Annotated in this window: 23 protein-coding genes, 1 tRNA gene and 1 riboswitch; of the genes, 14 read left to right on the top strand and 10 right to left on the bottom strand. The window is 64.6% G+C overall.

The window, feature by feature from the left end:
* Positions 1-171: 171 nt before the first annotated feature.
* From ACIQLF_RS17245 to ACIQLF_RS17225, 5 genes are all read left to right on the top strand, one after another.
* Positions 172-312 carry a hypothetical protein gene (locus ACIQLF_RS17245; protein ID WP_400301062.1) on the top strand — a complete coding sequence of 47 codons (141 nt, stop codon included), beginning with the start codon at positions 172-174 and terminating at the stop codon, positions 310-312.
* Positions 313-712: 400 nt separating this feature from the next.
* The gene (locus tag ACIQLF_RS17240; protein ID WP_400301060.1) at positions 713-2,398 is read left to right on the top strand and encodes an MFS transporter; all 1,686 of its coding nucleotides are present in this window, start codon (positions 713-715) and stop codon (positions 2,396-2,398) included.
* Positions 2,395-3,903: a leucyl aminopeptidase gene (locus tag ACIQLF_RS17235; RefSeq protein WP_400301057.1), complete on the top strand. Its 1,509-nt coding sequence runs from the start codon at positions 2,395-2,397 to the stop codon at positions 3,901-3,903. Before ACIQLF_RS17240 ends, ACIQLF_RS17235 begins: the two co-directional genes overlap by 4 nt.
* A 246-nt stretch (positions 3,904-4,149) precedes the next feature.
* On the top strand, positions 4,150-4,980 hold the full coding sequence (locus ACIQLF_RS17230) for a type II CAAX prenyl endopeptidase Rce1 family protein (RefSeq protein WP_400301055.1): 831 nt from the start codon (positions 4,150-4,152) through the stop codon (positions 4,978-4,980).
* Positions 4,981-5,420: 440 nt separating this feature from the next.
* A complete protein-coding gene (locus ACIQLF_RS17225; RefSeq protein WP_400301052.1) occupies positions 5,421-6,947 on the top strand; it encodes an acetyl-CoA hydrolase/transferase family protein in 1,527 nt (508 codons plus the stop codon).
* 22 nt (positions 6,948-6,969) lie between these two features.
* Here the strand turns inward: ACIQLF_RS17225 and ACIQLF_RS17220 are convergent, their stop codons facing one another.
* Entirely contained in the window at positions 6,970-7,776 is an 807-nt protein-coding gene (locus ACIQLF_RS17220; protein WP_400301049.1) for a VOC family protein, read from the bottom strand.
* Between the two features lie 135 nt (positions 7,777-7,911).
* Positions 7,912-8,484 (bottom strand): GNAT family N-acetyltransferase, encoded by a 573-nt coding sequence (locus tag ACIQLF_RS17215; protein WP_400301047.1) that lies wholly within the window; start codon positions 8,482-8,484, stop codon positions 7,912-7,914.
* A gap of 505 nt (positions 8,485-8,989) precedes the next feature.
* Here ACIQLF_RS17215 and ACIQLF_RS17210 point away from each other — a divergent pair.
* Positions 8,990-9,066, top strand: a tRNA-Val gene (locus tag ACIQLF_RS17210).
* Positions 9,067-9,135: 69 nt separating this feature from the next.
* On the opposite strand, the gene ACIQLF_RS17205 is transcribed toward ACIQLF_RS17210, so the two are convergent.
* Complete coding sequence (locus tag ACIQLF_RS17205; RefSeq protein WP_400301045.1) at positions 9,136-10,191, bottom strand: LLM class flavin-dependent oxidoreductase; 1,056 nt, start codon at positions 10,189-10,191, stop codon at positions 9,136-9,138.
* A 198-nt stretch (positions 10,192-10,389) separates the two neighbouring features.
* Here ACIQLF_RS17205 and ACIQLF_RS17200 point away from each other — a divergent pair, with 198 nt between their 5' ends.
* A complete protein-coding gene (locus ACIQLF_RS17200) occupies positions 10,390-12,132 on the top strand; it encodes a threonine/serine exporter family protein (RefSeq protein ID WP_400301042.1) in 1,743 nt (580 codons plus the stop codon).
* Here the strand turns inward: ACIQLF_RS17200 and ACIQLF_RS17195 are convergent.
* Positions 12,129-12,902, bottom strand: a complete 774-nt coding sequence (locus tag ACIQLF_RS17195; protein WP_400301039.1) for a uracil-DNA glycosylase — start codon at positions 12,900-12,902, stop codon at positions 12,129-12,131. The two genes, ACIQLF_RS17200 and ACIQLF_RS17195, sit on opposite strands and share 4 nt — an antisense overlap.
* A gap of 129 nt (positions 12,903-13,031) precedes the next feature.
* On the opposite strand from ACIQLF_RS17195, the gene ACIQLF_RS17190 reads away from it, so the two are divergent.
* The 3 genes from ACIQLF_RS17190 to groL all read left to right on the top strand — a co-directional run bounded on the left by ACIQLF_RS17190 (position 13,032) and on the right by groL (position 15,978).
* A complete protein-coding gene (locus ACIQLF_RS17190) occupies positions 13,032-13,328 on the top strand; it encodes a DUF3263 domain-containing protein (protein WP_400301036.1) in 297 nt (98 codons plus the stop codon).
* A gap of 94 nt (positions 13,329-13,422) precedes the next feature.
* Positions 13,423-14,070, top strand: a complete 648-nt coding sequence (locus ACIQLF_RS17185) for a LytR C-terminal domain-containing protein (protein WP_400301034.1) — start codon at positions 13,423-13,425, stop codon at positions 14,068-14,070.
* A 279-nt stretch (positions 14,071-14,349) separates the two neighbouring features.
* A complete protein-coding gene (gene groL, locus ACIQLF_RS17180) occupies positions 14,350-15,978 on the top strand; it encodes a chaperonin GroEL (RefSeq protein WP_400301031.1) in 1,629 nt (542 codons plus the stop codon).
* A 106-nt stretch (positions 15,979-16,084) separates the two neighbouring features.
* Here the strand turns inward: groL and ACIQLF_RS17175 are convergent, their stop codons facing one another.
* The 5 genes from ACIQLF_RS17175 to ACIQLF_RS17155 all read right to left on the bottom strand — a co-directional run bounded on the left by ACIQLF_RS17175 (position 16,085) and on the right by ACIQLF_RS17155 (position 20,088).
* The gene (locus tag ACIQLF_RS17175; protein ID WP_400301028.1) at positions 16,085-16,984 is read right to left on the bottom strand and encodes a DUF4031 domain-containing protein; all 900 of its coding nucleotides are present in this window, start codon (positions 16,982-16,984) and stop codon (positions 16,085-16,087) included.
* 44 nt (positions 16,985-17,028) lie between these two features.
* The gene (locus ACIQLF_RS17170) at positions 17,029-17,319 is read right to left on the bottom strand and encodes a WXG100 family type VII secretion target (protein WP_400301026.1); all 291 of its coding nucleotides are present in this window, start codon (positions 17,317-17,319) and stop codon (positions 17,029-17,031) included.
* A 201-nt stretch (positions 17,320-17,520) separates the two neighbouring features.
* Complete coding sequence (locus ACIQLF_RS17165) at positions 17,521-18,963, bottom strand: ATP-binding protein (protein WP_400301023.1); 1,443 nt, start codon at positions 18,961-18,963, stop codon at positions 17,521-17,523.
* A gap of 73 nt (positions 18,964-19,036) precedes the next feature.
* On the bottom strand, positions 19,037-19,747 hold the full coding sequence (locus ACIQLF_RS17160; protein WP_209995209.1) for a response regulator transcription factor: 711 nt from the start codon (positions 19,745-19,747) through the stop codon (positions 19,037-19,039).
* Positions 19,748-19,860: 113 nt separating this feature from the next.
* The gene (locus tag ACIQLF_RS17155; protein WP_400301019.1) at positions 19,861-20,088 is read right to left on the bottom strand and encodes a hypothetical protein; all 228 of its coding nucleotides are present in this window, start codon (positions 20,086-20,088) and stop codon (positions 19,861-19,863) included.
* 227 nt (positions 20,089-20,315) lie between these two features.
* Between ACIQLF_RS17155 and ACIQLF_RS17150 the strand changes: the two genes are divergently transcribed.
* Together ACIQLF_RS17150 and ACIQLF_RS17145 are read left to right on the top strand one after the other, a co-directional pair.
* Entirely contained in the window at positions 20,316-20,699 is a 384-nt protein-coding gene (locus tag ACIQLF_RS17150) for a cold-shock protein (RefSeq protein WP_400301017.1), read from the top strand.
* Positions 20,700-20,703: 4 nt separating this feature from the next.
* Entirely contained in the window at positions 20,704-21,195 is a 492-nt protein-coding gene (locus ACIQLF_RS17145) for a DUF3027 domain-containing protein (protein ID WP_400301015.1), read from the top strand.
* 239 nt (positions 21,196-21,434) lie between these two features.
* Here ACIQLF_RS17145 and serC read toward each other — a convergent pair whose 3' ends face one another.
* The gene (gene serC / locus ACIQLF_RS17140; RefSeq protein WP_400301012.1) at positions 21,435-22,556 is read right to left on the bottom strand and encodes a phosphoserine transaminase; all 1,122 of its coding nucleotides are present in this window, start codon (positions 22,554-22,556) and stop codon (positions 21,435-21,437) included.
* A 289-nt stretch (positions 22,557-22,845) separates the two neighbouring features.
* Between serC and ACIQLF_RS17135 the strand changes: the two genes are divergently transcribed.
* Complete coding sequence (locus tag ACIQLF_RS17135) at positions 22,846-23,544, top strand: metal-dependent transcriptional regulator (RefSeq protein ID WP_400301009.1); 699 nt, start codon at positions 22,846-22,848, stop codon at positions 23,542-23,544.
* An 81-nt stretch (positions 23,545-23,625) separates the two neighbouring features.
* Positions 23,626-23,810, top strand: a riboswitch (cyclic di-AMP (ydaO/yuaA leader).
* Positions 23,811-23,885: 75 nt separating this feature from the next.
* Positions 23,886-24,818 (top strand): M23 family metallopeptidase, encoded by a 933-nt coding sequence (locus ACIQLF_RS17130; RefSeq protein ID WP_400301006.1) that lies wholly within the window; start codon positions 23,886-23,888, stop codon positions 24,816-24,818.
* Positions 24,819-24,829: the final 11 nt, after the last annotated feature.

Below are 24,829 nucleotides of genomic sequence, written 5' to 3'. Positions count from 1 at the left end.
GCTCCGGACGCGGCTCGCTTTAAACACCAGGCGAACCGCCCTCACGGGCTGGTTCGCACCGCAACACACGGGGACAGGTGTCCAAGAAATTTTATGGACACGCCCGATCGGCAGGTCTACGGGAACCCGACCCCGCAGGCTTCGCCGCATATTTGAGAGGACGATTCACAAATGACTCCAGGCCACGAAACATTGGTTATTACCGCCTTTTCGATGATCGCGATGCTCAGCGTCGTGACGTTCGCAATGGTTGCCCGCTACCGCAAGGCGCACTCGCTGGGCGAAGACGCCGGCCGGTCCGAGCAGGCATAACAAGTAGTAGTTTTACGGCAAGGCGTATGGGGCGGTCCGAAAGGGCCGCCCCTCGTTGTGTCTTCGGGGATATGGTCCATGCCGATGTTCGGTGCCAAAGGGTGTCGGCCGACCTGCGCCGGATCGCACTCGTTGCCTGGCGGGCCCGCCCTCCACCGGAATCACCGGTTGTCGCAGAGCCTCCTTCGGGGCAGGGAATAAGGCGGCGCACCGGAAAGCCCAAGAAGATTGTGAAAAACCGTGGCGCTCTGGAGGTGGCATCCGTTAGGGGATATGCTCCGATCACCACGAAAGCCTGCGACTACTGGGTATTCACTGCGAAGCGGGTCGTCGCGGACTGCTGGGGGTTCTGTGCAACAACTTTGTGACTCGAGCTTTCCCTTGAGAAGGAAATAGACCAATGTCAGCTAATCCCACGTCTTCACAGCAGCACAGCATCGCGGAGAAAGCCTCTTGGCTGCCGCTGATCGTTGTGGTGCTTACCCAGATCCAAGCCTCGTTCGCGGTGAACGCGCTGACCGTCTCCATGGCGGGCATCACCACCGACCTTGACACCCCGGCAACCTCCGTCGGTACGGCGATCACCGCCGGCACCTTCTCCATGGCCGCCTTCATCCTGCTGGGCGCAAAGATCGGAGCCCGCTTCGGAACCCGAAAGGTCTTCCAGATCGCGGTGGCGATCCACGCCGCGGCCATGGCCTGCGTGGCGCTGAGCCTTAGCCCTGCGATGCTCTTTATCGCACAGGCTTCTTCCGGTGCCGTGATTGCACTGATCGCACCGGCACTGACCGTCTTCATCGCCACCAACTACAAGGACGCCCAACAGGCCAAGGCCATCGGCTTGCTGGCCGCGGCGATCCCGGCGGCCGGCGTGCTGGCGTTGCTGCTCGCAGGCTGGTTTGCCACCACCATCGGCTGGCGCTACTCGTTCGGCCTCATGGTCGTCCTCGGCGCGATCAACTTGCTGCTGAGCTTCAAGCTCAAGACGATCCCGGCTCAGCCCGCACTGAAGATCGACTGGACCGGCGCCATCATCGCCGCCGTTTCCATCATCTTCCTCAGCTTCGGGTTCAGCGGACTGTCCGGCTGGGGTGTCTGGTTCGCCACCGAGCAAGCGCCGTTCAACATCATGGGTCTCTCGCCGGCCCCGCTGCTCATCCTGCTTGGCCTGATCGGCGGCCAGGTCTTCTTCTCCTGGATCCGCAAGCGCCAGGACGCCAAATTGCCGCGCATCTTCGATCTGCGGGTGCTGGCATCCAGCTCGGAACTGGCCATCACCGCCTGCATGTCCATCATGCTTTTCGTGGGAACGGCCGCAAACTTCCTGATCCCGCTGTACATGCAGATGGTGCAGGGGCGAAGCGGCATTGAAACCTCGTTCTCGCTGATTCCCTACACGTTGAGCATCTTCCTGGCCAGCACGTTCGTGGCGTTCCTCTACGACAAGTTCCCACCGAGCCTCATCGCGCGGACGGGGTTCGTGGTTGTCGCCGGGGCCCTGTGCCTGATCGCCTTCACCATCCGCAACGACTGGGGCCAGCTCTTCGTGGTCTTTGGCCTGGTCCTGCTGGGCCTGGGGCAGGGCGCCATCGTCGCGCTGGTCTTCAACACGCTGCTCAGCTCCGTGCCGAAGCCGCTGGCTGGCGACGTGGGCGCCTGGCGCGGCTTGGTGCACAACCTCTCGGGCTCCGTGGGCATCGCGGTTGCCAGCGCCTTCGCCGTGGGGATGCTCGCCTCGCTGATAGCCTCCGGAGCCGCAGCGCACCCGGAAGTGTCCGACCAATTGATCTCCAAGGTCAACATCAGCAACGCTGACTTCATGACCAACGCGCAGCTCGAGGCGGCCATCGGGGAACGCGCCGGCAGCCCCGAGGAGCTGGCCGCGGCCGTGGAGGTCAACGCCGACGCCCGACTCCGTTCCCTGCAGCTCTCGCTGCTGGGGCTCGCCGGGTTGGCCCTGCTGGCCATCGTCCCGGCCGGGCGCATGCCCAAGCGGCTGCAGGGCGAACTGCCCGAACAGATGGAACCAGACGACCCCGACGCGCTTGACCTCGACAGCCCGGTGGCACCAAAGGAGAACCAGTGAACTTCGACGCGTACAAACTGATCCCCGGCGACTTCTCGCCGGTGCCATCGCTGCACGCCGGCGACCCGGTCATCGACTGGGTGGACGCGTTTGCCGGGGTCGAGGCCGTGGCCGTGCTGGTGGGCAGCGACGGCGACGTCCCCGCCGAGCTGGGCCTGGACCGGGAGGCGCTCGCCCGGGCCGGGTTCACCGGTGCGGCCGGCGGCACGCTGCTTGTCCCGACCGGGGACGGGCCCCTGTTGGTTGCCGTGGGCGCGGGAGCGCTCGCCGAGCTTGACCAGCACGCACTGCGCGATGCCGCGGCCAACGCAACCCGTGCGACCAAGGGGAAGTCCCGGTTCGGGCTGCGCATCCCGGACACGGAACTGGACGCCGAAACCCTGGGCCGCGTCGTCGCCGAGGGCGTCCTGCTGGCCCGCTACGCCTTCACCCCGCTGAAAAACGGCGGGGCCTTCACGCCGCTGGAACTCGTGCAGGTGTGCGCGGAGGGAACGGACCCGGTCCAGGCCGCGGACGGCACCGGGATCGGGCGGATCAATGCCCGAGCCACAAACATCGCCCGAGACCTGTGCAACGCCCCGCCCAGCCACCTGACCGCCGTCGCCCTGGCGGAGGTGGCCAGGGAACTCGGGGAGCGCTTCGGGTTCGAGGTGCAGGAATTCGACCGCGAGGAACTCATCGCGATGCGCTGCGGCGGCCTCCTCGGGGTCAACGCGGGCAGCGCGCAGGAGCCGCGCATGATCAAGCTCCACTACGCGCCCCCGGCCAAGGCCACGGGCCACCTGGGGCTGGTCGGCAAGGGCATCATGTACGACTCGGGCGGGGTGAGCCTGAAGCCCAGCGACCCGATGCACCTGCTCATGAAGATGGACATGGGTGGGGCCGCCTCGGTGCTTGCCACGTTCACCGCGCTGCGCGACCTCGGCGCCGGCGCGGAGGTCACCGGCTTCCTGATGTGCACCGACAACATGCCCGACGGCTCCGCCTACAAGCTCGGGGACGTGCTGACCACCCGCAGCGGGCTGACCATCGAGGTCAAGAACACCGACGCCGAGGGCCGCCTGGTCATGTGCGACGGGTTGACCCTGGCCCTCGAGGACGAGGTGGACGTGGTGGTGGACATCGCCACGCTCACCGGTGCGGCGCTGATGGCCCTGGGCCAGCTCACCGCGGCCCTGCTGGGCAACAACCAGGCCCTCGTCGATGCCGTGCGCACCAGCGCCGCGAGCACCGACGAGCAGGTGTGGCAGTTGCCGCTGGAGCGCAAGTACCGCAAGCAGCTGGACTCGGACATCGCCGACATCTCCAACCTCGGCGGGAAGTACGCGGGGGCTACCACTGCCGCCCTGTTCCTGGAGGCGTTCGTGGGCGATACCCCGTGGGCACACCTGGACATCGCCGGCACCATGCAGTCGGACACCGACGACGTATGGCGCTCCAAGGGCGCGACGGGCTTCGGCACCAGGACGCTGATCGACCTGGCGCAGAACTTCTCGCGCCGCTGAGCCCGGGGGAGCGGCGCTTCCCCGGGACACGTGCCGGCCGGTGCGCCGTACCCGCAGGACGCGGGTACGGCGCACCTTCCATGGAACGGCCGGAGGACGAACTTCGATGCACGAAAACACGCACGGGTCCATGTCTGCAGGCAGTACCTGATGGAACTCCGCGGCGCTGGATAGGATTGACGTGGATGTGTAGCCAGACCGGGTCTGGCTTGAAGCGATGTGTTTTGCCCGACCGAAGGAATGATCATGTCCAACCACGCAGCGTCAACAGCATGGAAGCAGTTCTGGGAGCGGGGCGGCTGGTGGAAGGGCGTCGTTCTTGCGGCCGCCTATTACGGGCTGTACCAGCTCGGCGGGTTGGGAATCAGCGCGATCGCTGCCCCGATGCTGACCGATCCCAATAGCCCCGAATTCATTGTCTTTGCCTACGTGCTGCCGATCGCGTTCGGCGGGCTGCTGCTGGTGCTGTTCGCGCTCTCGCTGGGGTGGCTGAAGGAGCTCTTCGCCCGCCAGCCCATCCGCGGCGGCAAATGGATGTGGATAGCCGTCGTCCTCGTCCTGGGCTTCAACATCCTGCGGTTCGCCACCATCGACTACAGCGCCGCGGGTTTCGCCAAGGTCGCTGTCTGGCTGCTCGCAGGACTGCTCATCGGCTTCGCCGAGGAGACCCTGACGCGCGGCTTCGTGGTCAACCTGATGCGCAAGGCGGGGCACCCCGAGATCGCCGTGGCGGTCGTGTCGGCCGCCGTGTTCTCGGCGCTGCACGCAGGAAACCTGCTTAGCGGACAGGCCGTCTTCACCACGCTCGTGCAGCTCCTGTACACCTTCGGCTTCGGGATCTGCATGTACCTGGCACTGCGCGCAACTGGCAACCTGATCTGGCCGGTTCTCCTGCACGCCAGCACCGATCCCAGCATCTTCCTGCAAACGGCTCACCCCGCAGGAGGGGCCCTGACCGCGATCGCCAGCCTGGGAAACATGCCGGTCATCGCCTTCGGGCTCATCGCCATCATTTTCATCCGCGGACGCGTCGCCCAAAGCGACGGGCTCAAGATCGAGAACCCCGTTCTCGGCTAGTTCCCCGGCGGGAGTTGCACCGCGTGGCGAACGAGGACCTTGTATTAGGACCCGTCAGGAATCCAACAGGTAGCCCAGACCGCCCGAAAAATAGAACGCGAAGCCCAGGGCGACGAGCACGCTGATGCACAGCACGGTGATCCGGAGTTTCTTGGCTTCATCCATGCGCCCATGCTAGCTTCAATCCGGATTCCAGCAGGTCAACCGCGCTGCCCGAACGGCACCCGGGGCTTCGTCCGGGCTCGCGGCACCGGAATCCTGTGCCTCGAACCGCGGATGGGAACGCGAGCCAGTCACCGCAAATTCGGGCCTCCTCACCGAGCAACCCCGCCCGGGGCCGGTCCCGCGGCCGATTCTGGTCCGAATGTGACGCGACCACCGGATAAAGTGGCGCCGATGACACCTTGCAACATGTGTCAAACATCCTAGGAAGGGCAGCCGTGCACGATCGGATCCATCACTCCAAGTTCCTTGACCTCCTGATGTCGGCCGAGCAGGCCGCCGCCCTGGTGAAGCCGGGGATGACGGTGGCCATGAGCGGCTTCACCGGCGCCGGCTACCCCAAGGCCGTCCCCGGGGCGCTCGCCGGGCTCATGGAGGCCGAGCACGCCGCGGGCCGCGACTTCAAGATCAACGTGCTCACCGGCGCCTCCACGGCCCCGGAGCTGGACGGCGTGCTGGCCCGCGCCGGCGGCATGGAGCTGCGCCTGCCCTACATGTCGGATCCGGACCTGCGCCGCCGCATCAACGCCGGCGAGATGGAGTACATGGACATCCACCTGTCCCACGTCGCCCAGCACGCCTGGTTCGGCTTCTACGGCAAGATCGACCTGGCGATCATCGAGGTCGTGGGCGTGACCGAGGACGGCAGGCTGATCCCGTCCTCCTCCGTGGGCAACAACAAGACCTGGCTGGACATGGCCGACAAGGTCATCATCGAGGTCAACTCGGAGCAGTCCACAGCCATGGAGGGCATGCACGACATCTACTACGGCACCGCGCTGCCCCCGCACCGCAAGCCGATCGAGCTGACCACGGCCGACCAGCGCATCGGCGAGCCCTACCTGCGCGTGGACCCGGCCAAGATCGTCGGCGTCGTGGAAACCAGCGCACCGGACCGGCTGAGCCCGTTCGCCCCGGTCGACGAGACCTCCACGCAGATCGCGGACCACCTGCTCGACTTCCTGGACCACGAGATCCGCGCCGGGCGCCTCACCGACAAGCTGCTGCCGCTGCAGTCCGGCGTCGGCAACATCGCCAACGCCGTGCTGGCCGGCCTGGCCCGCGGCTGCTACAAGGGCCTGCAGGCCTACACCGAGGTCATCCAGGACGGCATGCTGTCCCTGCTCAAGGACGGCACGCTCGACTTCGCCTCTGCCACCTCCTTCTCGCTGTCTTCCGACGGCATCGACGAGTTCAACGCGCACGTCGACTTCTACCGCGAGCGCATCCTGCTGCGCACCCAGGAAATCTCCAACCACCCGGAGCTCGTGCGCCGGCTGGGCTGCATCGCACTGAACGGCATGATCGAGGCCGACATCTACGGCAACGTGAACTCCACCAACGTGGTCGGCTCGCACGTCATGAACGGCATCGGCGGCTCGGGCGACTTCGCCCGCAACGGCTACCTCTCGGTCTTCATGTCCCCGTCGACGGCCAAGGGCGGGAAGATCTCCGGCATTGTCCCGATGGCCAGCCACGTGGACCACACCGAGCACGACACCATGATCCTGATTACCGAGCAGGGACTGGCCGACCTGCGCGGTCTTTCCCCGAAGATGCGCGCCCAGGTGGTCATCGACAAGTGCGCCCACCCGGAGTACCGCCCGATGCTGCAGGACTACTTCGACCGTGCGCGAGTGGGCAGCTACGGCAAGCACACCCCGCACCTGCTGACCGAATCGCTCGGCTGGCACCAGCGCTACATCGACAGCGGCGACATGCGCCCGGGGTCCGCTTCGGCCTAGCCGACGGATCCGGGCAACGGAGCTAGGGCCGCGCGCCCACGCCCGTCACCGAGAACACTGCGCCTTGCGGGTCCGCGAGGACCAGGGTCATGCCCGGAGGGGTCTTGAACGCCGGAGTGAGGGCGCGCCCGCCGAGCCCGGCGGCGTGGTTCGCCGTGGCTTCGGCGTCGGCGACCCAGAAGTTCGGGGTCCACCGCGCCGGGCCGTCACCGGCGACCATGACGGCCACCACCTCGCGAGAGACCGGCTGCTCCGGCTCGCCGCCCACGTAGCCCGGGAGCCGGAAAAGCATGGCAGCCCCGGCCCCCGCGCCAAAGCTCTGGGTGGTCCAGCCGTAGACCGCCGCATAGAACGCCGCCGCGGAGATGGGGTCGGGGGTGGAAAGCTGGCTCATCGCCCAGGCCCCCGGCTCGTTGACCAGCCGGGCCCCGACGCGGTCGCCGGCCTCCCACAGCCCGTGGACGGCCCCGGAGGGATCCGCAACCACGGCCGCGCGGCCGGCCGGTGCGGCGTCGAAGGGGCCGGCGAGCACGGTGCCGCCCGCCCGCACGACGGCCTCGGCCGAGGCATCGGCATTGTCGACGGCGATCGAGGTCAGCCACGCAACGGGGACCTCCGGGGCGGGCTGCGAGGCGATGCCCGCCACATCGAGCCCCCGCATGCGGGCGACGTAGTAGCGTCCCTCTGAGCCTTCTCCGCCGAGCGGCCCGGGACCGGACGGCTGCCAGTCGAACAGGGAATCGTAGAAGGCCAGTGCGGCGTCCACGTCGGATTGATACGTTTCCACCCAGCACGGCACGCCGGCGGGATAGGAATTTCGTTGGCTCATGACGGCACCTCGGGTCGCGACGGTCGTAGTCGACAACCCTACGCCCGGCCCAAACCGCCGGGCAACGGGTGGAAGGGCCGGCTCCCTGTCGGGATCCGGCCCTTCCAAGGTTCCTGCCTCCAGACAGGTAGGGGCTTAGGCGGAAACGGCGTTGCCCTGGTCCGGGCCAAGGACCAGCGGCTGTGCGGTCGGCAGCACGACGTTCGGCTGCGCGGGAACCAACGGATCCATGCCCATGCGGGTGCGGTACCAGGAGGATTCGGTGGCAACCCAGATGGTCATCGGCAGGCCGGTGAACCACCCGGTGTACTCCTGCTCCGGGGTCCACTTTGCCGAGCGCTCGTAGTAGCTCCAGGAAGCCTCGTTGCGGTTGTCGATGACCGTAATGGGGGTTCCGCCCATGGAGAGGGCATAGGTGAGTCGGGAATCGGCCATGTGCTGGCGGATTCCCAGACGGCGGTAGGCGGGGTGGACGAACATTCCGCCGAGCTCCAGCGGGCGTTCGACCTGGGTGGGTGCCGTCACCGAGGTGTGCACGATTCCCACGCCCACGCGGGTGCCTTCGTGCAGGGCGGTGACGACGAATTCGGCATGGTCCATGCGCTCGTGCCAGCGGGCATCGGGCGTGTGGCAGAGTGCGGACAGGGCATCGCGCTCGGCGCCCATGGGCGGAGCGTAAGACAGGGAGTACTCAATGGTTGGAAGCACTGGGAGCGGTCCTCTAAGTGAAAAAGAGCGAACGAAAGAAGGGGTTCCCGGGATTACGCCGGGCCGGTTCTTTGGCCGGTAGGGGACCGATGCCGGCGGCTCCCGGCAGCTTCCTTGTAGGGCCCAGTTTTTGGGCGTCGTGGAAACGACAAAAGAAATTATTACCCGAGCGTAGGCCTCTTGTAAACACGGCTCGAAAGAGCCAAGCCGGTGGACAAATTCCAACGGCCTCGCACGACGTTTTGAAACCCCGAAAATCCCCGAATTCACGGGGTTTTTGGAGCCTGTGAAGATGTCGGGGTGCGGGCGGTGTTTTACGGAAAATTCATGCGCCGGTTTCCGGCGGTTTCCGGGCCCGCCGGGCCGGTTTTTGGGTGAGGCGGTTCAAGGTCGAAGTGCTTGGCCCGCGCGTTGAAGTCCGGGGTCGGATCGGCCCCGTCGATTTGGTGTGCACCTCACACCTCGGCTAACCTTGTGAGGTACGCCCCCGCGGGGCGGATCAATCGGTTCTTTAGCTCAGTTGGTTAGAGCGCTCGCCTCACACGCGAGAGGTCAGCAGTTCGAGTCTGCTAAGAACCACCAACACGGAAAACCCCCGGCTTTTGCCGGGGGTTTTCCGTTTGCCCATGGGGTGCTCGCGCCCCGACGGACCTAGTCGTCGAGCATGTCCAGGACCAGCGGCTTGACCTTGGTGCCCAGCAATTCGATGCTGCGCATCATGGTTTCGTGCGGCAGCGTCCCGTTCGAGTACTTGATGTCGACGCGTGAGAGGCCCAGCCCCTTGGCGAAGGCCGCGATCTTCTTGGCCACCGTTTCCGGGCCGCCGGCCAGGAGGGAGCCCTCCGGGGCCGCGGAAGCCTCGAAACGAATGCGGCTCGCCGGCGGCCACCCGCGCTCGGCACCCAAACGGTCCATGGTGCGCTTGTAGTGCGGCCACAGCAGATCCAGGGCCTCTTCGTCGGTGTCGGCGACCAGACCGTGGAAGTGCGCGCCGATCTTCTGCTCCGGGTGGCCGAATTCCTCGAGCGACCGCTTGTAGAGGCGGGTCAGCGGTTCAAAGGCCATGGGGGCGCCGCCGATGATGGCCAGGAAGAGCGGCAACCCGTGGCGTCCCGCCCGGACAACGGACTCGGGGCTTCCGCCCACGCCCACCCACGTGTCCAGCTTGCCGGATTCGATGGGAGGGTAAACGCTCTGGTTGCGCAATGCGGACCGGGTTTGTCCCTGCCAAGTCACGGGCTCGGACTTGCGGAGCTTGGCAAAGAGGGCGAGCTTCTCTTCAAAGAGGATCTCGTAGTCGGAGAGTTCATAGCCGAAAAGCGGGAACGACTCGATGAAGGAGCCGCGACCCAGAATAACCTCGGCGCGCCCGTTGGAGAGCGCGTCCACCGTGGCGAAACGCTCGTAGACGCGAACGGGATCGTCGGAGCTCAGGACAGTGACCGCGGAGCCCATACGGATGTTCTTGGTCACGCCGGCGATGGCGCCAAGGACGACCTCGGGTGCCGACACCGAGTAGTCGTCGCGATGGTGCTCCCCGACCCCGAAGAAGTCCAGCCCCGCGGCTTCCGCGGCCTTGGCTTCCTCGACAACGTTTCGAATGACCTCCGCCGGGTGCAACAGACGGCCTTCGGAATCCTCGGTGATGTCTCCGAATGTCTCAACGCCGATTTCAAGTTGCCGGCGCGGGGTGTGGTTTTCGCTCATGGTGCAGTGCTCGCCTTCCAAAGATTTGAATACATTTGCATCTATTTTTGCTCAACGCGGGTGGCGCGGGCGATATTCCCGGGACCCTCCCCGAAGGCCGGTGCGCGGGGCAAAATGTGAGCCAGGAAACCCGTTCGATAAATACCCAAGATACGGCTGTAAGGTGGGGGTGAAAAGGCGCAACCGACAGGAGTGAGCGTGTCTTCAGGCAAGGATCCGGACGGCGCTAAAACAGTGCCCTCCGGTGAAGACCCAAATCCACACGTCGCAAGCATCAGGCGGGTACATACGCGGGAAATGAAACTGGTGGACCCGACTGATTCAAACGTGCCCGAGGCGCCGAAACAGTCGCCTGCCCCCGGAAACCCTGCAGTGCCCGGCAGGCGCACGGCGGACCACGGGAAGCACTCGACGCCCCCGCGCCCGACGCCGAAGGCGCCCGAGCAGCCGGCAAAATTGCCTCCAGCGGTGCAAGACAAACTGAACGCCCAAACGGGTCAGGTCGGTGTGACCCCCAGCGGGGCCCCGGCCCTGCCGCCGAGGGCCAACCCCACAGCCAGACGCATGATTTCCCGCTGGCTTGCCTCGGATACGCCGCCGACCCAGGCGTTCAGCATCGTGGACAGGCTCAGGGGCACTCCCTATGCCAATCCGAAGGTCAACTCGGCGCAGGACGCCTCGGCACGCAAGACCCTGGAATTTGCGCTGGACCTGGCCGAAACGATGTTCCGCTACGGGGCCGGCGCCCTGGAGGTCGAGACAAGCGTCATCGCGGTGACTGCTGCCCTGGGCCTGCGGCACATCGACGTGGACATCACGAACCAGTCGATCAACCTGAACTTCTCCCCGCCCGAGGGCGAGGCGTACTCCATGCTGCGCGTCGTGCGCTCGTGGACCAACAACTTTGCCGGACTTACATACGTGCACCAACTGGTCTCCGACATTGTCGCCGGCGGTGTCACCCGGCAGCAGTCGGTGGACAGGCTTCGGGAAATCTCCCGGCAGCCCAAGCCCTTCCCGCGTTGGATGGTGTCCGGTGCTGCTGGCGGATTTGCCGCGGCGTTCGTTGTCTTCATTGGCGGATCCTTGGTGGGCGCCGCGATTGCATTCATCTCCTCGCTTTTGGTTGGACAGATCGCGAAGTACGCCTCACGTTGGCGCATCCCCGATTTCTTTTCCATTGCCGCATCCACCTTCGTTGTCACGGCCATCGCAGTGCTGTTCCATGCCCTGAATGCACCGATTGACCCGGCACTGGTGGTTTCCGGCGGAATCCTCCTGCTGTTGCCCTCGGCCAGGTTCGTTTCGGCGCTTCAGGATGCCATCAACGGGTTCCCCGTGACCGCGGCGGGCAGGTTCTTCTCCGCGGGGCTCAGCTACGCCGCAATCCTGACGGGCATCATGACTGCCCTGGTGATTGGCCAATTGGCCGGGGCGCCGGAGCTCGACGTGCGGACCATCGACAAGATCGCGTATCCGGGGTGGCTGCTGGTCGTCCTGGTCGCGGCGGCCGTCGTGCTGGGTGCCGTGACCGAACAGACCAGCCGAACCCTTCTGCTGCCCACCGGGGCCATAGCGCTGCTTGGCTACCTGTTGTTGCTGGGCATCCAAGCCCTGGGCGTGGGGGACCGGACGGCTCCGGCCGTGGCCGCCACATTCATCGGTTTGGCGGGCCGTATCATTGCCCACCGGATGCGTGCGCCCCAGCTGGTGCTTGCGGCCCCCGCCATCGTGTTCCTGCTGCCGGGCCTGATGATCTTCCGGTCCATGTACGGACTGGTGTTTGACGTAGAGGACATGACGGGGGCCCTGATCGACATGTTCACGGCATTCACCATCATGATGGCCATCGCCGGCGGCGTGGTCTTCGGGGACACCCTCGCGCGGCCGTTCACCGGCAGTGCCGTCAGCGGGGAACGCAGCGGCATCCGCCGACGCTAGCGCGTGCGGCTTACCGGGGGCAGCGACCAGTCAATGGGCGTTGCCCCTTGTGCTTCCAGCAGCTGGTTGGTTCGGCTGAAGGGGCGCGACCCAAAGAACCCGCGACGTGCCGAGAGTGGCGAGGGGTGTGCCGAGGCAATGATCGGGGTATCGCCCAACCGGTCGCCCAACGCCTGGGCGTCCTTGCCCCAGAGGATTGCAACCAGCGGGCCACCGCGGGCGGCAAGGGCGTCGATCGCCGCGTCGGTGACGGCTTCCCACCCGATGCCGCGGTGGGAGCCTGCTGCGCCGGCGCAGACCGAGAGCACGCGGTTCAGCAACACCACTCCCTGGGCGGCCCACGCCGAAAGGTCGCCGTGGGTCGGCGTGATTATTCCCATGTCGGTGTGCAGCTCGGCATAGATGTTCTTGAGGCTTCGGGGAAGCGGGTTTACCGTTGCCCGGGTCGAAAAGCTCAGGCCCACCGAATGCCCCGGCGTGGGGTAGGGATCCTGCCCCATGACCAGCACGCGGGCCGCTGAGAGGGGCTGCTGGAAGGCGCGCAAGATGTTCCCAGGTGCCGGAAGCACGTGCTCCCCGTTGCTTCGGCGCTTCTCCAGGGTCCTGGCGATGGCGACGAGGTTGCCTTCCACAGGGGCCAGCGCTTCGGCCCAGTCGGGGGCCACCAGGCCAGCAGCAACCGCATCGCCAAGGCCCTTGTCGAAGGGGAACCTGGTGGTGTCGGGTTGTTCGTCGGGTAGCTCAAAGAGCGTTGGTTCTCCGGTGTCCATAGCAGCCATTGTGGCCGAAACGGCCCCCCTTGTAGCAAATGACGGGCACCGGATCCGCGTTAGAATAATTACATTGAACTAATTTGTTGAGGTTCACCATGCGGGGAACTGGATTGTTGAGGGTGTGCGATGTCAACCGAGGCACTTGGGCTTGAGTTCGAGCTTGATGAATCCAGTGAATTGGACGAGCGTTCCCAGCGGATCCTTACGCTGGAGCGGCAGTGGTGGAAGTACGCCGGTGCCAAGGAGCAGGCAATTGCCCAGCTCTTTTCCATCTCCGCAACCAACTACTACCAGCTGCTGAACACCCTGATCGACACGGACGCCGCGTTGGCTTATGACCCTATGCTGGTCAAACGATTGCGTAGACTACGAACGACGAGGCACCGCGCACGTTCGGCCAAAAAGGTTGAATCAGAGGCTTGAGTGCAACGCAGGTTGAAGGTTTTGTTCTTCAACCGCGCCTGCACCCTTGTATCCGCGTGTGCCCCCAAAGCTAGACACATCACCGAGGACGGGCATGACCAACTATCCGCGCGATGAATTTGATCGCGTCCCAGAGTTCAGCAACCGCAGTGGCTCACACCGCGCCGATGGCTGGGCGGCTTCCGCATCTGCCGGTGGCGCGCGCCCGGGCCTCCGTTGGCTGATGGTCTTCGGTGCCGTTGCCCTGCTGCTCGGAGTGTTTTCCTTCACGGCATTGCCCAAGCTCCTGAACGACGGAGGTGGCAAGTCCCCGGCAAACGTGGCGGCAAGCAGCTCCGAGTCCTCGGGTTCGAAGGCTTCGGCGACGGAATCCGAAAGCTCCAAGGCCTCGGACGAGCCCTCATCCTCGGCGGAACCCAGCGAAACGGATGCCGTCCCCAGCGAAAGCGAATCGGGCCTCAGCGGAGCGGCCGACCTTTCGATGAAGGTGGGTGTCTACAACGGCGCCAAAAAGGTGGGACTTGCCGGCACCGTTCGAACCACGCTTTTGAACGCGGGATTCACCAACGTCTCGGCCGCAAACTGGAGCAAGCAGGTCACCTATTCCACGGTTTACTACCGCGACGAGGCCAGCCGCGCCACCGCCGAGCAGGCGGCCAAGGAGCTTGGAATCAGCTCGGTAGTCAAGACCACCAATATCCCGGGCAGCATTGCCGTGGTCCTGGGAAACACCTTCCGCTAAGCGCCGCATTGCGCGCTATGCTCTGGGCTAACGCGTACAGCTTGCACTCTCCATGCTTGAGTGCCAAGATTTGTATTAGCACTCACGAGTTCCGACTGCTAATTCGATCGAAGTTTCGAAGCGAATCCATGCGGTCCGGAGTCTGTGTTTGAGTGAGTCCTGGACCAGAGCAGCGAGAATGTTTCACGATCGTCCCATGACATCGGGGAACATTCGTCCGTCGCGGGCGTTGCCTCCGGTCGTAGATACGCATGAACGTCCCGAAAGGACATAGCCGCTATGGCCAAGATCATTGCATTTGATGAGGAAGCACGCCGCGGCCTTGAGCGCGGCCTGAACATTCTGGCCGACGCCGTCAAGGTAACGCTCGGCCCGCGTGGACGCAACGTCGTTCTGGAAAAGAAGTGGGGCGCCCCCACGATCACCAACGACGGTGTCTCCATCGCCAAGGAGATCGAGCTCGAGGATCCGTTCGAAAAGATCGGTGCAGAGCTCGTCAAGGAAGTTGCCAAGAAGACCGACGACGTTGCTGGCGACGGCACCACCACCGCCACCGTCCTGGCCCAGGCACTGGTCAAGGAAGGCCTGCGCAACGTTGCCGCCGGCGCCGACCCGCTGTCCCTGAAGCGCGGCATCGAGAAGGCCGTCGAGGCCGTCACCGTCGAGCTGCTGGCTTCCGCCAAGGAAATCGAAACCAAGGAAGAGATCGCGGCCACCGCCTCGATCTCCGCCGGTGATGAAGAAATCGGCGCACTGATCGCCGAGGCACTGGACAAGGTCGGCAAGGAAGGTGTCATCACCGTCGAGGAGTCGAACACCTTCGGTCTCGAGCTTGAGCTCACCGAGGGCATGCGCTTCGACAAGGGCTACATCTCCGCCTACTTCGTGACCGACAACGAGCGCCAGGAAACGGTCCTTGAGGATCCGTACATCCTGATCGTCAACTCGAAGATCACCAACGTCAAGGACATGGTCTCCATCCTGGAGAAGGTCATGCAGTCGAACAAGCCGCTGCTGATCATCGCAGAGGACATCGAGGGCGAAGCCCTTGCGACCCTGATCGTGAACAAGATCCGTGGCCTGTTCAAGTCCGTCGCCGTCAAGGCTCCGGGCTTCGGCGACCGCCGCAAGGCCATGCTGGCCGACATCGCCATCCTCACCGGTGGCCAGGTCATCTCCGAGGAAATCGGCCTGAAGCTCGAAAACGCCACCATCGACCTGCTGGGCTCCGCCCGCAAGGTAGTTGTCACCAAGGACGAGACCACCATCGTCGAGGGTGCAGGCGACGCCGAGGAAATCGCCGGCCGCGTGAACCAGATCCGCGCCGAGATCGAGAACACCGATTCGGACTACGACCGCGAGAAGCTGCAGGAACGCCTGGCCAAGCTGGCCGGCGGCGTTGCAGTCATCAAGGCCGGTGCCGCAACCGAGGTCGAGCTCAAGGAACGCAAGCACCGCATCGAAGATGCAGTGCGCAACGCCAAGGCAGCCGTTGAAGAAGGCATCGTTGCCGGTGGCGGCGTGGCCCTCATCCAGGCTGGCGCTGCTGCATTCGCCAAGCTGAACCTGACGGGCGACGAGGCAACCGGTGCGAACATCGTTCGCGTTGCCATCGAAGCACCGCTGAAGCAGATCGCCTTCAACGCCGGCATGGAGCCGGGCGTTGTCGCCGACAAGGTCAAGGGCCTGCCGGCCGGTCACGGCCTGAACGCCGCCACCGGCGTCTACGAGGACCTGTTGGCTGCAGGCGTGAACGACCCGGTAAAGGTGACCCGCTCTGCACTGCAGAACGCCGCCTCGATCGCCGGCCTGTTCCTCACCACCGAAGCAGTTGTTGCTGACAAGCCGGTTCCGGCTGGCGCAGCAGTAGGTGGCGGCGACGACATGGGTGGCATGGGCGGATTCTAATCCCCCCTGCAGCACCCCTGGCAATACCGCGCGGACCGCGGAACACGTTCCCCTTGGGGAATGGTGTTCCGCGGTCCGCCGCTTTTAACAACCGGGAACCAAGCCGTCAGGCAGGTTCGGGGCGCTCCAGGCGCTCGACTTCCGCGGCCAGGTTCGTCCGGGCCTGGTTTTCCCACAGGGAACGGGCCAGCGGGCTCGAATACAGGGATTCCGACTCCAGCAGCTTGCGCAGGATCGAGGCCCTGCCCGCGGCAAACACAGGGTCCGGCACATGGGCATATTCCCGGCGCACGGAGAGCACATAGCGGCGGTAGGCGCCGGCCTCGCGGCCCAGGACCTCCAGATCGGCATCGCAGAGCAGTTGCCCCGCGGTATCGCCCGAGTCGGGGCTGTGCTCGATGGTCAGCTCAACCAGCCGCACCACCTCGCCGACCTCGGCGTGTTCGAGCCCGGCTCCCGGAAGCTGCGCCGCTGCCAGGGCTGCCGAATCCCGTTCGTCGGAGGGGACTCCGTTGTAGACGGCATCGTGGTACCAGGCCGCCAGGTACAGGGCACGGTGTGCCGGGTTTTGCTCGTTGGATCCGGTCAGGGTGTCGAGCGCGCTCAGTATCGCCAGCAGGTGGGCCCGGTCGTGGTAGGCGCGGTGGGGTTCGGACCAGCGCGCCAGCAACTCCCTGCCGAGTTGGGGTTCGCCCGGCAGCAACCGGTCCCAGCGGGCCAGCAGGACCGCGTCCAGGCGCTCCGGGCGTTCCCGCGCAGGCACCCGCAAACCGGAGCACACCAGGCGGCGCACCAGTTCGGTAGCGGATACCGGCAGTGCACCGGCAGCCACCAGGGTTTCGTAGTGATTCTGCGGGACATCGTAGTGGTCCCTGTCGAACGCCCTTTCCGGCAGGCCCTGCTCCAGCGCGAAGCTGCGCAGCTCGTCCAACGACGCGTCGGAGACCAGATGTGAGAACAGGGTGCCGTGGGCCGGCCACAGCGGGGGATCGATGAGTATAGCCACAGGGCAACACTAATGCCTGGCCGGTTGCCGCGGGCCGACACGGGTCAGTATGTGAACAGGTGGGTGTTTGCCGTTTCCGCTTCTTCGTAGTGCACCGAGGCCCGGTTCAAGGCGGTGCCGATGGCATTGAGGGATTCCTCGACGCGGATCTGCGTGGCGCGCCAGTCAGCGACGACCGACTGGAAGTTCGCGGATGCCGCACCCTGCCAGGTCCCCTGCAAGTCCTGCAGCGAGGCGGTCATGGAATTCACCTCCGCACGCACCCTTTCGATGGTCGCCTGCACGGCCATCGACCGCAATTGCATTTCACTGGTGTTCGCGGCGAATGTGCTCACTGGTTCTCTCCTTTGAACGGCGCTCCACGGCCGGCTGGAAGGTACATGGATCTTCCGCCGGGCAGGAGCGGTGGCGGCTGGGGAAGTGCCCCCGTTCCTAGGCTAGAAAAAGCAAGTCCGCCGCGGGACGGACCCGCGACGGACTGTGCATAAGACGATGGCGCCGCCCGGCCCCGTTGGCGCAGCTGCGAACTGCGAAGGCTAGGCTTCGGTGGAGGCGTCCTCGGGTTCGCGCTCCGGCTCGACATAGGGCAGGTGGATGGACATGGTGGCGCCGCCTCCGGGGGTCTCGCTGAGCCTGATCGAGCCGTCGTGTTGGGCCGCAATGGCAGCCACGATGGCAAGGCCCAATCCGGTTCCGCCGGTTTCGCGTTGCCGTGATGAGTCGGCGCGGTAGAAGCGCTCGAAGACGCGTTTGGCCTCTTCCTCGGAGATCCCGGGGCCATGGTCGCGGATCTCCAGGACGGCATCCGACCGGCCATTGATCACGGGCTTCACGCCGACTGCTATTTCGATGTCGCTGCCCTCGGGCGTGTAGCGCAGGGCGTTTGTCATCAGGTTCGCGACGATCTGGCGCAGCCTTGCCTCGTCCCCGCTGGTGGGTGCGGGTCGCGGGCCGCCGCCTTCCAGCCCGACCAGGCGCACCTTGCGGTCGGGGGCATTGACCCGGGCATCCTCCGCGGCGTCTCCGGCCAGGAGCAGCAGATCGACAGGCTTCCGGTCCAGCGGGCGCTGCTCGTCCAGGCGAGCCAGGGTCAGCAGGTCCTCCACCAGCTGTCCCATGCGCTTGGACTCTGCCTCGATGCGTCCCATGGCGGTGCGCAGCATTTCCGGGTCCGACAACCCGCCCTGCCGGTAGAACTCCGAGTACCCCTGGATGGTGACCAGCGGGGTGCGAAGTTCGTGCGAGGCGTCCTGGATGAAGCGGCGCATCTTGCGTTCGGAAGCGGCCCGGCCGCGGAACGCGTGCTCGATGTGCGCCAACATGGCGTTCAGCGAGCGCGAGAGCCTGCCGACCTCGGTTTCCGGGGGATAGTCCTCGACACGGCGGGACAGGTCCCCGGCGGCAATCGCCGCGGCCGTGCGTTCCACCCGAAGCAACGGCAGCAGGGCCCGGGTGGTGATGCCGTAGGCGATCATCGACATCAGCAGCGTCGCAAGCATGCCCGTCGACATGACAAGCATGGCGGCCTTGGTCACGGTGTCCTGGACCGAATCCATCGGCAGGGCGTAAATGAGGTCGTAGTCGCTGCGATTCAGGGTGACTATGCGTACGCGCCAGCCGCTGGAACCCATGGACGTGCCGGGAACCGTCACCGAAATCGACGGATCGTCCCGGAGCTTGTTCAGCGTCGCGAGATTCAGGTCCGGGATATCCGCCGTCACATTGTTTGAGGTTTCCTTGCGGGGCATGGTGTAGAGGATCTTGCCGGACTCATCGCGCAGATCCCCGTAGAAGCGGTCAAACCCCGGGCTCTTCGGGTTGATGGGCACGATCTCCGCATAGTCGTTGAGCATCAGCGAGGTGATTGCCACCGAATTGCTCTTGAGCTCCGAATCGACCTGGGCGGTGAGCATGAGGCGAAGCGACTGTGCCGAACCGACGGCAGTGACAACGATGCCCAGGATCATCAGCATGCTCATCAGCGCCACTAGTTTGGTACGCAGCGAAACCTGCCGCCAGAAGCGACGCAAACCTTGCACTCCCTAAACCCCTTTAGCGGCGATCCGAGGTGCGCATCAAGTAGCCGACCCCGCGCTTGGTCTGGATCAGCGAGGGCCACTCGGGGCGCGAGTCGATCTTGCGGCGAAGGTAGGAAATGTAGGACTCGACGATGGAGGCGTCCCCGTTGAAGTCGTATTCCCAGACGTGGTCGAGGATCTGCGCCTTGGAAAGCACCCGGTTCGGGTTCATCATCAGGTAGCGCAGCAACTTGAATTCGGTGGGGGAGAGGTCGATGACCTCGCCGGCCCGGCGGACCTCGTGGGCGTCGTCGTCGAGTTCCAGGTCGTCGACCCGGATCACCGCAGTGTCTTCCTCGGCCGGTTGGGTGCGGCGCAGCACCGCACGGATGCGGGCGACGACCTCATCGAGGCTGAAGGGCTTGGTGACGTAGTCGTCCCCGCCAACGGTCAGGCCGGTGACCTTGTCCTCGGTGTCGTCGCGCGCCGTCAGGAAGAGCACCGGGAAGTGTTTGCCCGCGGCGCGCAGCCGGCGTGTAATGGTGAAGCCGTCCATGTCCGGAAGCATGACATCCAAGACCGCAAGGTCCGGAGCTTCCTTTTCGACTGCGGCGAGGGCTTCGCGACCGTTGGCCGCCGCAACGACTTCGAAACCTGCGAAGCGCAACGAGGTGGAGAGCAACTCGCGGATATTTGGTTCATCGTCAACAACCAGCAGCCTGGCTTCAGGGGTCTTGGCATTCATGTCTATAGTCTGCAACCGGTTACTGTAAGAACCCTGTGTGTTCATTGTGCAGATCTTCGACCTTGCCCGCGCACCGGCACATTGTTCGCGGCCAGCTTGCCTTGAAAAGGCTCTTAACTTCTGCGGCGTTCGCGGAAATTGAGGGCCAAGACGACCATCAGCAGGATGAAGGCCACTGGCAGCCCGTAGAGCCCAACGGCCAGCAGCTGCGGGGACAACGCCACGGACATCGCGTACTGGACCAGGATGACGGCCAAGGCGGCGAGCGAAATGATGGCTATGCCCCCGGCGAACAGGGTCAGGAACCGCTGGACGGCCGGAGTTTTTACGGTGGTATTCACACCTTAAAGTTACAGCGCGCCGGTCGCGTAACCACAATGCGGGTCCATGCCGCAGGTGGGCCGCCAATTGCCGCGAATGTCGTACCCTAGAAGAATAGACTTGCCCGGCGTGAAGAGCCCACCGATCCGTCCACGGATTTGGGGCCCGCGTCGGGAATCGCCAGGTATGGGATCGGGGGACTATATTTCCCCGTGGCCCATTGTGACGTAAGAAGAGGTAGCAAGACGTGCCAACCGGCAAAGTGAAATGGTACGAACCCACCAAGGGGTTCGGGTTCCTGGTGACCGATGAGGGCCAGGAAGTGTATTTGAACGCTTCGGCGCTGCCGTCAGGCGTGACCGAGTTGCGCGCCGGTACCCGCATGGAATTTGGCATCGCCGAAGGCCGCAAGGGTGCGCAGGCGCTGAGCGTGCGCGTCTTGGAAGCAGCCCCGTCGGTGGCCCGCGCCAAGCGCAAGGACGCGGTGGACACCGCAGTACTGATCGAGGACCTCATCAAGGTGCTTGATTCGGTGTCCAACGGATTGCGCCACGGGCGCTACCCGGAGAAATCCCAGGGCGCAAAGGTAGCTTCAGTGCTGCGCGCCGTTGCCGACGATCTCGACGTCTAAGCCCATGGCCCGCAAACCAAAGCTCGACGAGACACTGGCCGCGGCGCATGATCGCGCACGCACGGCCCTGCTGGAGATCGCTCCGGAGTCCATGATCGGCGAACACCTTGATGCCGTGTGCGACGGTGACCGCTTGGTGACCCACCGTTTTGTCACGCTGCAGCCCGGATACGAGGGTTGGTGCTGGTTTGCGACCCTGACGCGGATACCGCGCGCCCAGGCCAAGGACATCACCGTGTGTGAGGTCGGCATCCTTCCGGGCGACGACGCCCTGCTGGCTCCCGCATGGGTTCCCTGGGCGGAACGCGTTCGTCCGGAAGACCTCGAGGCCGAGCGACTGGCCGCCGAGGAAGCTGCCGGGCATGCCGCGGGAATCGTGGAGGAATCCGCGGACGCCGAGGAAACCGCCGGCGAAACCGAAGACGGCGTCGACGATTCCGCCGAGCAGTTCGAAGACGAAGAAGATGCCGACGGGGAACTTCCCGAAGAGGACTAAGCCACGGCAAGATGGTTGAATAATCGACCGGGAGACTTGTCGATCAACGGGGTCGGGCGGGAGATGCATCAGCATTTTCCGCCCGGCCCCTTGCGTTGCTTGGCCGGGTGCAGGATCGGTAACCGTCTTCAGGCTTGCGGCGACTCCATCTTGTCCGCAAATGAAAACGGGGAGCATTGTCCACCGGCCTCACGGCAGGTGGGCAATGCTCCCCGGCCGGCTATCCGGCAGTGACGGGCTTAGCTGTTGGCGATCACGTATTCGATGCACTTGATCAAGGCCGAGATATCCTCGGGCTCGATGGCAACGAAGGTGGCAACGCGCAGCTGGTTGCGGCCGAGCTTGCGGTACGGCTCGACATCCACGACGCCGTTGGCACGCAGGGTCTTGGCAATTGCGGAGGCGTCGATCGAATCATCGAAGTCGATGGTTGCGATGACGTTCGAGCGGTCCTCCGGGGCGGCAACGTACGGGCTCGCGAACGAGGAGGCCTCGGCCCACTCGTAGAGGCGGGACGCCGAATCGTTGGTGCGGGCTGCCGCGAACTCCAGGCCGCCGTTGGCGTTGAGCCACTGCACCTGCGCGTTGAGCGAAACCAGCGTCGAGAGCGACGGGGTGTTGTAGGTCTGGTTCAGTCGCGAGTTGTCGATGGCGGTCTTCAGGTTCAGGAAGTCCGGGATCCAGCGGCCGGAGGCCGCGATTTCCTCGGCGCGGGCAATGGCCGCAGGGGAGAAGAGGGCGATCCACAGGCCACCGTCGGAAGCAAAGTTCTTCTGCGGGGCGAAGTAGTAGACGTCGGCCTGGGATACATCGACGTCCAGGCCGCCTGCGGCCGAGGTCGCGTCGATGACAACCAGCGAGTCCGCGTCTGCGCCTTCCACGCGGTGGACCGGTGCTGCAACGCCGGTGGAGGTTTCATTCTGCGGCCAGGCGTAGACGTCGACGCCGGCCTCGGCAACCGGCACCGGGCGGGTGCCCGGCTCGGACTTGATGATGGAGGACTCCGCAAGGAAAGGCGCCTTGTTGGTGGCCGCGGCGAACTTGGAACCGAACTCACCGAAGGACAGGTGCTGTGCCTTGTTGCGGACCAGGCCGAAGGTTGCGATGTCCCAGAAAGCTGTGGATCCGCCGACGCCCAGAACCACTTCGTAGTCTGCCGGGGCGTTGAAGAAGGTCTTCAGGCCCTCCTGGATGTCGCGAACCAGGTTCTTGACCGGCGCCTGGCGGTGGGAGGTTCCGAGCAGCTCGCTGCCGGCTTCCAGAAGGGCCTGGACCTGCTCCGGGCGGACCTTGGAAGGACCGGCACCGAAACGCCCGTCCACTGGCAAAAGATTTTCGGGAATGGTCAGGCCGGTGCTCATTTTGCTCCTCGATAAAAGGCTGGGTTCACTCTTCCGACACGCCACGCGATGACAAAAGCCATGGGGTCGGTGTTCCAATAATCCCGCATGGCGCAGCCAAACGCGTAAAAGCAAGTCGTCATTATTAACGGCCGCAACCCGCGAAGCCGTGCCGGATGCGCCAGGAAGTCCGGGGTGAATCGCGTGTGAAGCGGCAGGGTGCCCGGGTGACAACTCGCATGAGTACCGGCGGGTAGAGTGGTGGGCGTAGTAATTCCGTGTAGAACCAACCCGTGCAGGAGCGGCAGACGTGTCAGACCTGATCGATACCACCGAAATGTATTTGCGCACCATTTTGGAGCTCGAAGAGGAAGAAATCACGGCGCTCCGTGCCCGCATTGCCGAGCGCCTGGGTCATTCCGGTCCCACCGTCTCGCAGACGATCGCCCGCATGGAACGCGACGGACTCGTGGTTGTGACCACCGACCGACACCTTGAGCTCACGTCACGGGGCCGCGAACTGGCAACCGGCGTGATGCGCAAGCACCGTTTGGCTGAGCGACTGCTGGCCGATGTGATCGGTCTGGAATGGGAATACGTCCACGACGAGGCCTGCCGTTGGGAACACGTCATGAGCGAGCGCGTTGAGAAGCGGCTGTACAAGCTGCTTGGCCAGCCCGCCTCCTCTCCCTACGGAAATCCCATCCCCGGACTCGAGGCGCTGGGCGGCCCTGAACTGTCCGAAATCTCGGTAGGTGTCCAAAATCTCGATTCGGCGCTTTCCGACGGGAACACGGGCCCCGTGCGTGTTGAGCGGTTGGCCGAGTCCATCCAGGTTGAACCTGAGCTCCTGGTGCAGCTCGATGAGGGCGGAATCCGCCCTGGTGCCCTAGTCACGCTGGAACGCGCGGACGACTATGTCCTGGTTCGCGTCCAGGGCATCGAAGGAGCGCTAGAGCTTCCGACCGAGGTCAGCGCTCATGTGTTTGTCAGGCGCTTGGACAGATAACGGAATTGTAACTTTGGACTAAAGCCCGGTAGGGTTTCTAGTTGTGTCATATTTTCGTGACTCAATCCAGATCCGATTCGCATAACCTTACCGGCGGATTCTGGACTAAGACTTACCGGTAGGGGCGGAGGACCCATTTCAACCGTTTCATGGTTTTGAACCATGGATCTTGGGGTGAAGTTGAGTCCGCCACGGTGGGCTCGGCCGAGTTGATCTCATGACTCGAATCCGACAGCTAACTTCGCAGGCGATACATGAGAGGTTGTCATTTGACACAGCAGCACAATTCCGGCCGTCGCCGTGCGTCCGGACCGATTGATGCTTCGCCTGCCGAAGGCACATTGGAACGTATTGTCGACTCCGCGTTGAGCGAAGAAGCACCTTCCCGCCGCAGCGGTCGGCGCTCCCTGCATGTGGTTCCCGAGCTGGCCGAGACGACCCCGGCAAGCTACGTAGGCCGCCGCTTTGAAGCCAGCCTTCGCTACGGTGCATCCCCCGACGCCGCGGCCATTGCCGCCACCGAGCGCGTCGAAGAACCGACTCCCTTGGCACCAGAGCTCCACGCCCAGGTCGAGTCCGAAGAGCTTGACAACGTATTGCGGTTCGCGCCGCGTCCCAAGCGATCGCGCCTTGGATTTACGCACAAGATCGCCGCAGTTGCGGCCGTTTCCGGCCTGGCGCTGGCCGCTGCAAGCCCGTCGCAGGAAGCCGACCAGCTTCCGGACGGGGAAGCCCGCGTGGCGCAGTCGGTTGTTGTGGACGTAAAGGCTCCGACCTCCGACGAGGTCAAGATCGAGCGTGTTTCGGTCACGAGCAAGTTCACCAAGGAAGACAAGCTGGCCACCGTGATGACCGCTGCCGGTGGCGACGTTTCGAAGATCGCCACGCGCGGAGTCCTTGCCCAGCCGGTGGACAACATTCGATTGACTTCTCGCTTCGGCCACCGCAAGAACCCAACGGGCCCGGGGTACATGAACCACAACGGCCTGGACTACGCAGTTCCCATGGGAACCCCGATCAAGGCCAGCGCTGCCGGCACCGTCGTGCAGGCCGGATGGGCCGGGCACTCGGGCTTCCGCGTGGAGATCGACCACGGCAACGGCTTGCACACCAGCTACAACCACAACTCGGCCGTGAAAGTCTCGGTTGGACAGAAGGTTGAACGTGGCGACGTTGTATCGGTCAGCGGTAGCACGGGTAACTCGACAGGCCCGCACCTGCACCTTGAGGTCATCGTCAATGGCAAGTGGGTAGACCCAGCAGGTTGGTTATAACGAAGAATGTC

It is taken from the genome of Paeniglutamicibacter sp. NPDC091659, from assembly GCF_044756805.1.
Lineage (GTDB): Bacteria > Actinomycetota > Actinomycetes > Actinomycetales > Micrococcaceae > Paeniglutamicibacter.
Note: the sequence above shows the minus strand (reverse complement) of the source record. Positions and strands in the feature narration are given on the sequence as shown.